This window comes from Jatrophihabitans telluris, from assembly GCF_023516435.1.
In the GTDB taxonomy this organism is placed as follows: domain Bacteria; phylum Actinomycetota; class Actinomycetes; order Mycobacteriales; family Jatrophihabitantaceae; genus Jatrophihabitans_A; species Jatrophihabitans_A telluris.
This window is the reverse complement of record NZ_CP097332.1, coordinates 986,770-1,000,366: the sequence shown is the minus strand read 5'-3', so window position 1 is coordinate 1,000,366 and position 13,597 is coordinate 986,770. Positions and strand designations below refer to the sequence as shown.

Below are 13,597 nucleotides of genomic sequence, written 5' to 3'. Positions count from 1 at the left end.
CTAGCCGCGGGACGCCGCGGTTTCGGCAGCCGTCGCGGCCGCATTCTCCGCTGCGGTCTCGGCGGCCTTCTTGGCCGCCAGCTTGTCGAAGCGCTCACGCTTGGGCCAGCGCACGTCGGTGGCCCAGCCGGCCTTCTCGAAGAGCGTGATCATGCCGGCGGAGATGTCGAGCTGGCCGCGGTCCACGCCGTGGCGGGCACACGTCGGGTCGGCGTGGTGGCTGTTGTGCCAGGACTCGCCGAAGCTGAGGATCGCCAGCGGCCAGAAGTTGGCCGACTTGTCCCGCGAGGCGTAGGGCCGCTCGCCCACGATGTGGCAGATCGAGTTGATCGACCAGGTCACGTGGTGCAGCAGCGCCACCCGAACCAACGAGGCCCAGAAGAACGCGGTCAACGCCCCCGTCCAGGACAGGCTGATCAGGCCACCCAGGACGGCCGGGGCCAGCAGCGTGAACGCGACCCAGAGCGGGAACTGCCGGTCGATGCGCTTGAGGTCGGGATCGGCGAGCAGGTCCGGGGCGTACTTGTCCTGATTGGTGTGCTCGGTATCGAAGAGCCAGCCGAGATGGGCGAACCAGAAGCCCTTGGTCAGCCCGGACAACGATTCCCCGAACCGCCACGGCGAGTGCGGATCGCCCTCCCGGTCGGAGAAGGCGTGGTGACGTCGGTGGTCGGCCACCCAGCGGATGACCGGACCCTCGATGGCCAGCGAACCCGCCACGGCCAGGTAGATCTTCAGTGCGCGATTGGCCTTGAAGGCACCGTGGGTGAAGTAGCGGTGGAAGCCCACGGTGATCCCGGTCCCGGAGATCACGTAGAAGATCGCGAAGAGGCTGACGTCGGTCCAGCCGATCCCGGAGCCCCAGAGCAGTGGCACGGCGGCCAGGACGGCCAGGAACGGCACGATCACGAAGATGTAGAGGGCGGCCTGCTCGCCGCGCGCTTTCTGCCCGGCCAGGATCGGCTTGCCGCCTGGCTGCGCCTCCCGCAGCGCCTGCACCGAGTCAGGTGAGGATTGCGAGGAATCCGCCTCGGCGGGCCTGCCGGCGGCGCTGGTGTGGTCGGTGGGAACGGCGGTGTCGTCAAGCAGAGTCATCGGCTCGTACCTCCTGCGGTGCGGGTCGGTGGTGGTGGCGTTGGCTCGCCGGGTCGGACAGCGGCGGGACTGGGCGTGACCCCGTCCCACTACCTACGGTAGCGTAACCTACGCGACCGTAACTTGGCTAGCCCGAGCTCCTGAATGAGGCATGGGTAAGCTGTCCCGGTCTGAGGGACGTCGGATCGGCTCGCTGCCGCCACCGCCGGACCTCGATGGGGGATGGGGTAATCGGCAGCCCGCAGGCCTTTGGTGCCTTGCAGTCTCGGTTCGAGTCCGAGTCCCCCAGCTTCAGCTTCGATCGAGGGCTCTGGCCGCGACGCCTGCCACATCGGCCACACCGGCGTCGGGCGGGGCGCCTCGGCGGGTTAGGCTGACCGCCGTGAGCGAGCACCGCCGTCAACCCTTGACCGTGGTGGTCCTGGCGGCCGGTGAAGGCACCCGGATGAAGTCCGCTGCCACTCCGAAGGTTCTGCACGGGTTCGCCGGTCGGTCCCTGCTCGGCCACGTCCTCGCCGCGGTCGACCCCCTCGAGCCCGACCGCACCGCGGTTGTCGTCGGACACCGGCGCGAAGCCGTCACCAGTCACCTGCACGACATCGCCCCCAGCGCCATCCCCGTCGTCCAGGCCGAACAGCACGGCACCGGCCACGCCGTGCGGATCGCGCTGAGCCACCTCGCTGAGCTGGGACGGCCGGGCGAACAGAGCCGCACCGACCCGGGCCGACCGACCGCATCGGGCGGCACGGTGCTGGTGCTTCCCGGTGACGCCCCACTCCTGACGAGCGCAGCCCTCTCGCACCTGCTGATCGAGCACGAGCGGACGGGAGCAGCGGCCACGATGCTCAACAGTGTCGTCGACGATCCCACCGGCTACGGCCGGGTGATCCGCACCGCGGACGGTAGCGGCGTCAGCCGGGTGGTCGAGCACGCCGACGCCGACGCCGACGAGCTCGCGGTCCGGGAGGTCTCTGCCCTCGTCTACGCCTTCGACGCGGATCTGCTCGCCGACGCGGTCAACCGGCTGTCCCGGGCCAACGCGCAGGGTGAGGAATACCTGCCCGACGTCATCGGCATCTTCGTGGCCGAGGGACGGACCGTCGGCGCCACGCTGGCCCCAGCGGCTGAGACGGCCGGGGTCAACGACCGGGTGCAGCTGGCCTACGCGCACCGGACGTACAACCAGCGGCTGCTGGAACAGCACATGCGCAACGGGGTCACGGTGCTCGACCCCGCCACTACCTGGGTCGATGCCACGGTCAGTCTGGCTCCCGACGTGGTTCTCAAGCCCAACGTGCAGCTCGAAGGCGCGACGTCGGTAGGCGGCGGCAGCGCGATCGGCCCGGATTCCACCATCACCGACAGCCGGATCGGCTCGCACAGCGTGCTGCAACGGGTGGTGGCCCATCACGCCGAGGTCGGGTCCGGAGTCACGGTCGGCCCCTACGCCTACCTCCGGCCGGGCACCGTGCTGGCCGACCGGGTTCACGTGGGCACCTACGTCGAGACGAAGAACGCCGACGTCGGCACGGGTACCAAGATCCCGCATCTGACCTACGTCGGGGACGCGACCATCGGCGAGCACACCAACATCGGCGCGGCCAGCGTGTTCGTCAACTACGACGGGGTGAACAAGCACCACACGGTCATCGGCAGCCACGCTCGCACCGGGGCGGACAACATGTTCGTCGCGCCGGTCACCGTCGGCGACGGCGCCTACACCGCCGCCGGTTCGGTCATCATCGACGACGTACCGCCGGGCGCGATGGCGGTCGCGCGAGCCAAGCAGCGCAACGTGGCAGGCTGGGTGCAGCGGCGGCGCGCCGGAACCCCCGCCGCCGACGCGGCCACGGCGGCGGCCACTGAAGCCTCACCCGCAGCGCCGGCGACTGCACCCGAACCGCCATCCGACCGACCGACCACCGACCGCTTTACCGCGAACCCGTGACCCGGCTCGCAGACGGAGATCCTCGCCCATGAGCACCCTGCAGGTTGCCGGACGCAAGAGCCTGATGCTCTTCTCCGGCCGTGCCTTTCCCGAACTTGCCGACGAGATCGCCGGCTTCCTCGGCGTGACGGTCACCCCGATGACCGCGCGAGACTTCGCCAACGGGGAGATCTTCGTCCGGCCCGAGGAATCGGTACGCGGCTGCGACGCCTTCGTCATCCAATCCCACACCGTGCCCATCAACCAGTGGGTGATGGAGACCCTGATCGTGGTCGACGCCCTCAAGCGCGCCTCGGCCAAACGCATCACGGTGGTGGCGCCGTTCTATCCGTACTCACGCCAGGACAAGAAGCACCGCGGCCGTGAGCCGATCTCGGCCCGGCTGATGGCCGACCTGCTCAAGACCGCCGGCGCGGACCGGATCATGTCGATCGACCTGCACACCGCGCAGATCCAGGGCTTCTTCGACGGCCCGGTCGACCACCTGTTCGCCCTGCCGCTGCTGAGCGACTACATCGCCAAGAGCTATCCGAGCCAGCAGTTCACCGTGGTCTCCCCCGACACCGGCCGGGTCCGGGCCGCCGAGCAGTGGGCCGACCGGCTCGGCGGTGCGCCGATCGCGTTCATCCACAAGACCCGCGACATCAACGTCGCCAACCAGGTCGTGGCCAACCGGGTCGTCGGTGAGGTCGAGGGTCGGTTGTGCATCCTCGCCGACGACATGATCGACACGGGCTCCTCGATCGTGAAGGCGGCCGATCTGCTCTACGAATCCGGCGCCGCCGACGTCATCGTCGCCGCCACCCACGCGATCTTCTCCCCACCCGCCACCGATCGGCTGAAGAACTCCAAGGTCCGCGAGGTCGTGGTCACCAACACGCTGCCGATCCGTCCCGAGCAGGACTTCGAGAAACTCACCGTCTTGTCCATCGCCCCGATGATCGCCCGAGCGATCAAGGCGGTCTTCGAGGACGGTTCGGTCACCAGCCTGTTCGACGGCCGTAGCTGAGCGGTTTCCCCCCGCAGAGTCGGGCAATCAGTCCCGCGCCGCCGCGACCCGAACGAAGCCCTCGATGTCGATGGTCTCGCCACGCGCCGTCGGATCGACCCCCGCCCGGTCCAGGATCGCCTCGGCCCGCGCCGGCGAACCGGCCCAGGACGCCAGGGCCGAGCGCAGCATCTTGCGCCGTTGCGAGAACGCCGCGTCGATCACGGCGAAAACGGCTTCCCGCGGCACGTCTGGACGATCGGGAAAGGCCTGCCGGCGAAAGCGCACCAGGCCGGATTCGACGTTGGGCACCGGCCAGAACACTGTCCGCGGCACCGTACCCACCCGCCGGGCCGCGCCGTACCAGGCCAGCTTCGCGCTCGGCACGCCGTACACCTTCGACCCGGGCGGGGCGACCAGGCGATCGGCCACCTCCAGCTGGACCATGACCAGGCCGTGGTCCAGGCTCGGCATGGTGTTCAGCAGGTGCAGCAGCACCGGCACGGACACGTTGTAGGGCAGGTTGGCCACCAGGGCCGTGGGCGCGGGTTCGGGCAGCGGGCCCATGTTCAACGCGTCGGCCACCACGACCGTCAGCGAACCGACCAGGTCAGGCGCCTGGGCAGCGACCGTGACCGGAAGTTCCGCAGCCAGGACCGGGTCGATCTCCACGGCCGTGAGATGGCCGCTGACGGCCAGAATTCCCAGCGAGAGGGAACCGAGCCCGGGGCCCACCTCGAGCACCGGCTCGTGAGCACTCAACTCGGCCGCCTTGACGATCCGCCTGATCGTGTTCGGATCGTGCACGAAGTTCTGACCTAGAGATTTGGTGGGACGGATGCCGAGCCGGGCCGCCAGCTCGCGGACCTCGGCCGGTCCCAGCAGCGCGGCCTCGGTCACCGGCACAGTCTCGCAAACCGGTCGGCCGTGCTTCGACGACGGGCTGGGGCGACGCGATCGGACGGGCGATCGGACGGGCGATCGGACGGGCGATCGGATGGGTAGTCGGACGGGTGATCGGCCCGGCGGCCGGGCGGGCGTCCAGTCACCACGGTCGAGTCATTCGATCGTCATTCGCCTGCGAACTGGTCGCCGTTTCACTTAATCTGCTGTGCGTGGCAGCGGATCCAACGACCCCACGAAGCCAGCCGAGCGCCTCGGGCCAGAGCCGGCCATGACCCGCGTACGGAACCGACAGGTGCTGGCCGAATGCATCCGATTGAGCGGGCTGTCCGAGCGAGCGTTCGCCGCCCGCGCCGGTCTGGCGCACGCCACGGTGAATCATCTGATCACCGGCCGGCGGGTGTCGTGCTCCCCACCGACCGCATACGCCATCGAGCAAGCCCTCGACTGCGCGCCGGGCACGTTGTTCGTTCCGGGCGCAGGGTGAGCCGACGGCCCCCGTCGATCGCCGTTCAGCCGCCCGGGCGCCCGGCGGCGGGCGATCGCCGGGATCAGTACCAGTTGGTGGCTTGCGAGTGTGCCCACGCCGCGCAGGGCGTGCCGTAGACACCGGAGATGTAGCCCAGGCCCCAGGTGATCTGGGTGGCCGCACTGCTCTGCCAGTCCGCACCCACGCTGGCCATCTTCGACCCGGGCAGTGCCTGCGGGATTCCGTACGCGCCGCTCGGATTGGCCGCGTCGGTGCGCCAGCCGCTCTCCTTGGTCCACAAACTCACCAGGCACCCGAACTGGTCGGAGCCCCAGCCGCGGTCGGCGACCATGCCTGCCGCGATCCGCTGAGCCGATCCGGCGGGCACGCTGGTGACGAAGTCAGGCGCCTTACGGGTGCCCACCTGGGTGATCTGTGGAACGGCCGCGGCGGTGTTGACCGTCTTCAGCACGACACGACCGGCGTACTTTCCGTCGATGAAGATCAGCTGGTACGTAACGCGCGCCGTACCGTCCTTGCCCGCGCGCACAACGGTGTCCGTGCCCACGTAGCTGGCGGGGTCGGGGCGCTTCACGGTCGGGAACGGCACCGTCTGGGTCTTCGTCGAGTGGGTGTAGGCGACCCGCTTGATACGGATGACCTGTCCGTCGTGGACCGTGCCCGTGGACGAGACCCGGTCGTTGGGACCCAGCGAGATGCCGGCGTCGTCGATGGCGGCATAGACCGTCGGACCGGCGCTCATCGTGGTGATCCGCTTGCCGTCGACGAGGAACGTCAGTTTCTTGGGCGAGTCGATCGCCAGGTCGGTCACACTCGAGGTCAGGCGCTGGGCTCGCGAGACCGACACGTAGTCGTCACCGGAGAAACCGAGTTGTCCGAGGGCTTCGGAAACGGAATCCGCGTTGACCCACACGTCCCTGCTCGCGCCGTTCACCGTCAGGTGCAGCAGGTGCCCGCGGCGCACGACGATGGTGGCGCCGCTGGCCACCGCGGTCGCCGGGTCCGGCGCGACGAGGTCGTGCTGTCCGATGGCGATGTGCGCCGCCGACAGGACGCCGCCGACGTCGGCGGCCGAGGCGTGCACGGTCTGGTCGCGTCCGTCGATGCGCAACGTGAACGACTTGCCGTTGGACACCCAGGCCGCCGTGCCACCGACGAGTCCGGCCAGAACCAGCCCGTACAGGCCGAAGCGGCACGCTCGAGCGGGCAGTCGGCGGCGAGCAGGCATGGGCGCGCTCGGCTCGGCCGGGTTGTCGACGAGGGCCAGCCGGTGACTACTCGTCACAGGTACTGTCCGCAGACCGGCCAGGGGCTCGATCCGCGGGCGTCGGCGACCTTGTTGGCTACGGCGATCTGCTGCTCCCGCGAGGCGAGGTCCGCCCGCGCGGCGTAGGCGCCGCCACCGTTGGAGTTCCACGTTCCGATGTCGAACTGCAGACCACCGTAGAAGCCGTTGCCGGTGTTGATGTGCCAGTTGCCACCGGACTCGCAGGAGGCGACGGCGTCCCAGTTGCGGCCGCTGGTGTTCGCGGGCGGGGTCGCGCTGCTGCCGCCGCCGCTTCCGCTGCCACCGCTCGTCGGCGCCGTGACCTTGGGCGCCGGCTTGGCTTTGCTGCCGACCTGTTGCACCTGGCTGACCGGCTGGCTGGTGACGTTGCTGCGCATCAGGTACTTGCCGACCAGCTTGCCGTCGACATAGACCAGCCGGTAGGTCACCTGCTTGGCGCCGTTCTTGCCCGCTGTCTGGACCGAGGTCGTACCGATGTACTTCGACGGGTCCGACTTACTCACGGTGTTGTAGGGCACCGATTGCGTCTCGGTGCGCAGGAGAACCTTGACGCGCTTGACCTGGATCGTCTCGCCGCTCTTGACGAGCGTGGTGCCGAGCACGGAGAGCTTGTCGTTCGGACCCAGTCGGATGGCGGCCAGCGCCACGGCGTCGTACACCGTGCGGCCGGTGGTCATCACCGTGCGCACCGTGCCGTCGACCTTGAGGGTCACCCGCTTGGGCGAGTCGATCTCGACCGACGTCACGCCGTCGTGCAGGCGCTGCGATCGGGAGACGGAGATGAAGTTGCTGCGGTCGTAGCCGAGCTGGGCCAGTGCTTCGTCGACCGAATCGGCGTTCACCCAGACGTCTTTGACCGTGCCGTTCACGCTGAGGTGCAGCAGGTGGCCGCGGCGCACGATGATCTGGCTGCCGTTGGCGACCGGGGCCTGCAGGTCGGGGGCGACGATGTCGTGCGCGCCGACGGCGATGCCGGCCGAGGCCAGCGCATCACGGACCGTGTGGCCCGTGGTGTGAACGTTCTGGTCCTTGCCGTCCACCCGGAGGTCGACGGTCTTGGTGGTGTCACCTGTCGCCCAGGCGGCGGTACCACCGAGGAGACCGGCGAGCACGATGCCGTACAGGCCTAACTTCACACTGCGGCGCAAGAGGGGAAACTCCTTGTTCGTCGACCGTCCGGGGCACTACTTCGTGGCCCGAACCGATCGGCTCGCGTATTGCTTGGTCACAGCACCGTAACGGCCAGGTGGACATTAGGCCAAACCCGCTGCTGCACAAATCCGGACATATAGGTTTTCAGATCCCAAAAATGCGTGCTCCTGTGCCCGAAATGGTGGCGCAGACCACCGATTCAGAGACTTCTTTCAGCTCGGCGACCTGACGGATCACATGCGGAATGAGGTACGGGGCGTTGGGACGGCCTCGATACGGATGGGGGGTGAGAAACGGCGCGTCGGTCTCGACCAGCATCTGTTCCAGCGGGGTGAGGGCCGCGGCTTCGCGCAGGCCCGGGGCGTTTCCGAAGGTGAGCACGCCGGGGAAGGACAGCACATAGCCCGCGGCAACGCAGTGCCGCGCCATCGCCGCGTCCCCGCTGAAGGCGTGAAAGACCACACCAGCTGGTGGCGGGCCCTCCTCGTCCAGGATCCGGAGCACGTCGTCGTGAGCGTCGCGATCGTGGATCATCACCGGCTTGCCGACCCGCTTGGCCAGCTCCAGGTGCTTGCGGAAGTGCAGCTGCTGGTCCTGCGGAGACGTCCGGTCCCAGTAGTAGTCCAGGCCTGTCTCCCCTACGGCGACGATCTTCGGGTGCTGGAGCAATTCCTCGAGCTCGGCGTAGTGAGCGTCGGTCAAGCCCGCCACTTCGGTCGGGTGGACCGCGATCGCGCCGAAGACGTCGGGGTGCTCGAGGCTGGCCATCGTCGAGGCCCACTCGCCGACCTCGCAGCCCACGTTGACGATGCGCGTCACCCCGACCGCACCAGCCTGGTCGAGCACGGTGTCGAGGTACTCGCGGGGGGCGCCCTGGTCGCGGCGCGCCACACCGGCGCGGTGGGCCATCGCGTCCACATGGCAATGCGCGTCGAACACCGTCGCGTCCAGGCGCCGGGGCAGCGGCGGTGGCAGGTCACGGTCGGCGGAGGAGCTGCTTTTGGCCATGGCGGCAGACCCCGACCCTGTCAGGACTGCTCGGCGGCCGCGGCCAGCCGGTCCAGTTCTTCGTCCACGACGGACGGGTCCAGCTTGGTGAAGATCGGCGTCGGCGCGGCCAGCGGACGTCCCACCGCGATCGGTGTGGACTGCCAGTGCGCCTGGGTCTGGTAATCGCCGGTCAGCACCGCGTAGGACGGCGACCCGGTCGCGGTCGGCTCCTCGACCTCGACCAGGTCCGGCATCGCGGCCCAGATTCCCTCGCCACCCAGAGCGTGGTGCACCTTCTCCGCCGAGCCGGGCAAGAACGGCGTGATCAGCGTCTTGACGTCGTCGACGACCTGGAGTGTGGTGTGCAGAACCGAGGCCATCCGGTCCGGATCCTCGTTCTTCAGCTTCCACGGCGCGGTGTCGGACAGGTACTTGTTCGCCTCGCCGACCAGCTTCATCACCTCGCCGATGGCCGCCTTCTGCCGGTTGCGGGCGATCAGGTCGCCAACCGTGCCGAAGGCCGCCCGCGAGCTGCCGAGCAGGGCGCGGTCGGCGTCGGTCAGGTCGCCGGCCGCCGGGATCGAACCGAGGTTCTTGGCGGTCATCGAGATCGTCCGGTTGACGAGGTTTCCCCAGCCGGCGACGAGCTCATCGTTGTTGCGCCGGACGAACTCGGCCCAGGTGAAATCGGTGTCCTGGTTCTCCGGACCGGCGCTGGCCAGGTAGTAGCGCAATGCGTCCGCGTCGTAGCGGGAGAGCATGTCTCCGACGTAGATCACCACGTTGCGGGAGGAGGAGAACTTGCGGCCCTCCATCGTCAGGAACTCGCTCGAAACGACCTCGTACGGACGCTGCAGCGCGCCGAGCGAACCGGGGTGGCCGCCCTTGGCGCCGATCCCTGAATACCCGAACAGCATCGCGGGCCAGATCTCGGCGTGGAAGACGATGTTGTCCTTGCCCATGAAGTAATAGCCCTGCGGCTGCTCGCCGTTGGGACCCGGCTGCCAGAAAGGGCGCCAGGCTTCGGGGTCGCCGGTTCGGGCCGCCCACTCGATGGACGCGCTGAGATAACCGATGACAGCGTCGAACCACACGTAGATCTTCTTGTCGCTGCGGTCGCGCCAGCCGTCCAGCGGCACCGGCACTCCCCAGTCCAGATCGCGCGTGATCGCCCGGGGCTTGAGGTCCTCGAGCAGGTTCAGGCTGAACTTCTGCACGTTCGGACGCCAGTGACCCTGCTTGCGCATCCAGTCACCGAGAACCTCGGTGAAGGCGGGCAGGTCGAGAAAATACTGCTCCGTCTCGACGAACTTCGGAGTCTCGCCGTTGATCCTGGACACCGGGTTGATGAGGTCCACGGGATCGAGCTGGTTGCCACAGTTGTCGCACTGATCGCCGCGAGCCGCGGGGTAGCCGCAGATCGGGCAGGTGCCCTCGATGTAGCGGTCGGGCAGGGTTCGGCCGGTCGAGGGACTGATCGCGCCGAGTTCGGTCCGGGGGAAGATGTAACCGTTGTCCAGCAGGCCCAGGAAGATCTTCTGCACCACGTCGTAGTGGTTGCGCGTGGTCGTCCTGGTGAACAGGTCGTAGGACAGTCCCAGCTTCTGCAGGTCCGAGGCGATCACCCGGTTGTAGCGGTCGGACAGCTCGCGGGCGGACACGCCTTCCTTGTCTGCCTGCACCTGGATCGGCGTGCCGTGCTCGTCCGTCCCGGAGATCATGAGGACGTTGTTCCCCGCCATCCGCTGGTAGCGGCTGAAGATGTCGGACGGGACGCCGAAACCGGCCACGTGCCCGATGTGACGGGGTCCGTTGGCATACGGCCACGCCACCGCGGTGAGCACGTTCTGGGGAGAACTCATGTGGACAAGCCTAGTGACCGGTGATGCTCGGTCATCTGCGGGTTGGCCCCGAGACCGATGCGATCCGCGGCATGGAGGCTGGGGCGCTCACTTGTGGGTGACCACGGCGTCGAAGACCTCGCGCTTGGGCCGGCCGACCTGCACGGCGACCTCGGCGATGGCCTCCTTGCGAGGTTGACCCGCGGCCTCGCGTTGGGCGACCAGGGCCGCGAGGTCGGCCGGTTCGTGCGACGAGGCCGAGGGCTCGAGCGCACCACCGACGACCAGGGTGATCTCGCCGCGCACGTCGCCGGCGGCCCACCGCGCGAGGTCGGCGAGACCGGCCCGGCGCACCTCCTCGTAGGTCTTGGTGAGTTCGCGGCACACGGCGGCCGGGCGGTCGGCTCCGAAGGCGTCGGCCAGGTCGGCGAGAGAGGATTCCAACCGGCGAGGGGATTCGAAGAAGACCATCGTCCGACGCTCGGCGGCCAGCTCCGCCAGCCGGGCGCGACGCGCACTCGGCTTGCGCGGCAGGAAGCCTTCGAAGCAGAAGCGGTCCACCGGCAAGCCCGAGATCGCCACCGCGGTCGTCACCGCCGACGGACCCGGAAGGACCGTGACGGCAAGCCCTTCGGCGAGGGCCGCGGCCACCAGGCGATAGCCCGGGTCCGACACCGAGGGCATCCCACCGTCGGTGATCACCAGGACGTCCTGGCCCTGACGCAGCACGTCCAGCAGCTGCGGTACCCGCCCCTCCTCGTTGCCTTCGAAGAAGGACAGCACGCGAGCCGTAATCGTGACGGACAGATCCGAGGCGAGCCGATGCAGCCGCCGGGTGTCCTCGGCCGCGATGACCGACACGTCCCGGAGCGCCGCGACAAGCCGGGCCGAGGCGTCGCCGGGCTGACCGAGCGGCGCTCCGGCCAGGATCACCCGGCCGGCGGGTCCTGACCCGGGGCGTTCGGCAGCGGGTACGGACGCAGCCATGGCACTCTCCTGCTTTCCAGAAATCGGACGCGCGGAGGCCCGCCCGTGGGTAGCGCGACGCGCGCTGACACGTGCAGACCTTACGATCGGTCCCGTGCCGATCGCGACGCTGCTGCCCGAGGACCCCGGAGACAGTGCCGTCGCCACCCCGCCGCCCCCGCTGCGGGCCCGCCCGCTGGCGTTGACGCCGTGGCGTCCGGATCGCGCCCTCAACAGCTGGCTGTGGACCCTGGCGGTCACCGCGATCGCCGCTGGGACCCGGTTCTGGGCTCTCGGCTTTCCCGCCGGGAAGAGCTTCGACGAGGTCTACTACGCGACCGAGGCGCAGGAGATGCTGCGCTACGGCTATGAGGACAACCGCGGCTACATGTTCGTGGTGCACCCGCCGCTGGGCAAGTGGTTGATCGGGCTCACCTCGGCGATCTGGGGCAACAACTCCTTCGGCTGGCGTATCGCACCGGCCGTCGCCGGCGTGATCAGCGTGATCGTGCTGACCCGCGTCGCGATGCGGATGCTCCGTTCGGTGCTGCTCGGCACCTTCGCCGGGCTGCTGCTCAGCCTGGACGGCATCTCGCTGGTGATGTCGCGGGTCGCCTTGCTCGACATCTTCTTGCAGACCTTCGTCATCGCGGGATTCGCCTTTCTCGTCCTGGACCGGGACCAGTTGCGCTCACGGCTCGGTGCTCTCTACGAGGCCGGCCTCGATCTGGGTCGCGGCGTGCCCGCCCTCGGTCCGCGTCCCTATCGGCTGGCCGGCGGGATCATGCTCGGCCTGGCGTTCGGCATCAAGTGGAGCGCGCTGTCGTTCTGGCTCGGCTTCGCTCTGCTGTCACTGCTGTGGGACCGGGGGGCCTTGAAGGCCGCCGGAGTGGAACTGCCGACCATGGCCACCCTCAAGCGGTCCGTGCCCTATGCGTTTTTCTCCCTCGGTCTCGCCCCGGCGGTGGCGTACGTGCTGACCTGGCTCGGCTGGTTCGTGGGCGACAACTCCTGGAACCGCCACTGGGGCGACACCCATCCTGGTACGGGGCTGTTCGCGCTGTTGCCGTCCGGACTGCGTTCGCTGCTGGACTATCACCATCAGGCCTACCTCTTCCACAGCAACCTCTCCAGTTACCACGCCTACAAGGCCAATCCGTGGTCATGGTTGGTTCTGGGTCGGCCGATCCTGTTCTATTACCCGACCCAGCCGGCGGGCTGCGGCGCCGTGAAGGCCGACGGCACCCCCGACTGCGCGCGAGCGATCCTGCTCATCGGAACCCCCTTGATGTACTGGGCCATCCTGCCCGCGCTCGGGTGGCTGGCCTGGTTGTGGTTCACCCGGCGGGACTGGCGGGCCGGCGCGATCGCCATGGCATTCCTGGCCGGCTGGGGAGTCTGGCTGCACGATCAGAAGCGCACCGGCTTCCTCTTCTACATGACACCGCTGATGCCCTTCCTGATGATCGCCCTGGCCATGGCCGTCGGCGCGCTGCTCTCACCGGCCGCGGAGGACGGCACATCCGTGCTCAACCGCTGGCGGTCGAACACGGGCAAGGCCATAGTGCCGCGCCACGGGCTCGACGAGCCGGTTCCCGAGCTGCCCGAAACGATCGCCTCCCAGACCACGCCGCGGGTGGTCGGCCTGCGCGAGTGGGTGGCGCTGCGAGAAATCCCGCTGACCAGGATGCTGCGCTCGGCCGTGGTGGCCGTGTGGCTGGGCGCCGTCGTCGCGGACTTCGTCTGGATGTGGCCGATCTTCACGGGCGGCCTGCTCACCTACGAACAGTGGAACGCCCGGATGTGGTTCCCCGGCTGGATCTGAGCGGCGGAACCCCGGCGGGGGGCATTAGCGTTAACGGCAGAGACGAGCGACATTCGATCGCAGCCGACGCTCCGGCGCCGGCCGTGATGGCGCACCGAGCACACTCTTCCG

The 13,597-nt window shown here is 68.8% G+C and carries 11 protein-coding genes and 1 tRNA gene; 5 read left to right on the top strand and 7 right to left on the bottom strand.

Annotation, left to right across the window (positions count from 1 at the left end; all coding sequences use genetic code 11):
- On the bottom strand, positions 1-1,095 hold the full coding sequence (locus M6D93_RS04870) for an acyl-CoA desaturase (protein WP_249773234.1): 1,095 nt from the start codon (positions 1,093-1,095) through the stop codon (positions 1-3).
- 216 nt (positions 1,096-1,311) lie between these two features.
- Here M6D93_RS04870 and M6D93_RS04865 point away from each other — a divergent pair.
- The 3 genes from M6D93_RS04865 to M6D93_RS04855 all read left to right on the top strand — a co-directional run bounded on the left by M6D93_RS04865 (position 1,312) and on the right by M6D93_RS04855 (position 4,052).
- Positions 1,312-1,384: transfer RNA gene (locus M6D93_RS04865), tRNA-Gln, on the top strand.
- A gap of 156 nt (positions 1,385-1,540) precedes the next feature.
- Complete coding sequence (gene glmU, locus M6D93_RS04860) at positions 1,541-3,043, top strand: bifunctional UDP-N-acetylglucosamine diphosphorylase/glucosamine-1-phosphate N-acetyltransferase GlmU (RefSeq protein WP_347343541.1); 1,503 nt, start codon at positions 1,541-1,543, stop codon at positions 3,041-3,043.
- 28 nt (positions 3,044-3,071) lie between these two features.
- Positions 3,072-4,052 carry a ribose-phosphate diphosphokinase gene (locus M6D93_RS04855; protein ID WP_249773232.1) on the top strand — a complete coding sequence of 327 codons (981 nt, stop codon included), beginning with the start codon at positions 3,072-3,074 and terminating at the stop codon, positions 4,050-4,052.
- A gap of 27 nt (positions 4,053-4,079) precedes the next feature.
- Here M6D93_RS04855 and rsmA read toward each other — a convergent pair whose 3' ends face one another.
- Positions 4,080-4,931, bottom strand: coding sequence for a 16S rRNA (adenine(1518)-N(6)/adenine(1519)-N(6))-dimethyltransferase RsmA (rsmA, locus tag M6D93_RS04850; RefSeq protein ID WP_249773231.1), 852 nt, complete (start codon positions 4,929-4,931; stop codon positions 4,080-4,082).
- A 274-nt stretch (positions 4,932-5,205) separates the two neighbouring features.
- Here rsmA and M6D93_RS04845 point away from each other — a divergent pair, with 274 nt between their 5' ends.
- Complete coding sequence (locus M6D93_RS04845) at positions 5,206-5,421, top strand: helix-turn-helix domain-containing protein (protein WP_249773230.1); 216 nt, start codon at positions 5,206-5,208, stop codon at positions 5,419-5,421.
- A 64-nt stretch (positions 5,422-5,485) separates the two neighbouring features.
- On the opposite strand, the gene M6D93_RS04840 is transcribed toward M6D93_RS04845, so the two are convergent.
- The 5 genes from M6D93_RS04840 to rsmI form a co-directional block, all read right to left on the bottom strand.
- Positions 5,486-6,709 carry a resuscitation-promoting factor gene (locus tag M6D93_RS04840; protein WP_249773229.1) on the bottom strand — a complete coding sequence of 408 codons (1,224 nt, stop codon included), beginning with the start codon at positions 6,707-6,709 and terminating at the stop codon, positions 5,486-5,488.
- Positions 6,706-7,860: a resuscitation-promoting factor gene (locus tag M6D93_RS19325; RefSeq protein ID WP_283818639.1), complete on the bottom strand. Its 1,155-nt coding sequence runs from the start codon at positions 7,858-7,860 to the stop codon at positions 6,706-6,708. Before M6D93_RS19325 ends, M6D93_RS04840 begins: the two co-directional genes overlap by 4 nt.
- Before the next feature lie 148 nt (positions 7,861-8,008).
- Positions 8,009-8,872 (bottom strand): TatD family hydrolase, encoded by an 864-nt coding sequence (locus M6D93_RS04825; RefSeq protein WP_249773228.1) that lies wholly within the window; start codon positions 8,870-8,872, stop codon positions 8,009-8,011.
- Between the two features lie 20 nt (positions 8,873-8,892).
- Complete coding sequence (metG, locus tag M6D93_RS04820) at positions 8,893-10,716, bottom strand: methionine--tRNA ligase (protein ID WP_249773227.1); 1,824 nt, start codon at positions 10,714-10,716, stop codon at positions 8,893-8,895.
- Positions 10,717-10,803: 87 nt separating this feature from the next.
- Entirely contained in the window at positions 10,804-11,682 is an 879-nt protein-coding gene (rsmI, locus tag M6D93_RS04815) for a 16S rRNA (cytidine(1402)-2'-O)-methyltransferase (RefSeq protein ID WP_249773226.1), read from the bottom strand.
- A gap of 94 nt (positions 11,683-11,776) precedes the next feature.
- Here rsmI and M6D93_RS04810 point away from each other — a divergent pair, with 94 nt between their 5' ends.
- Positions 11,777-13,486 (top strand): dolichyl-phosphate-mannose--protein mannosyltransferase, encoded by a 1,710-nt coding sequence (locus M6D93_RS04810; RefSeq protein ID WP_249773225.1) that lies wholly within the window; start codon positions 11,777-11,779, stop codon positions 13,484-13,486.
- Positions 13,487-13,597: the final 111 nt, after the last annotated feature.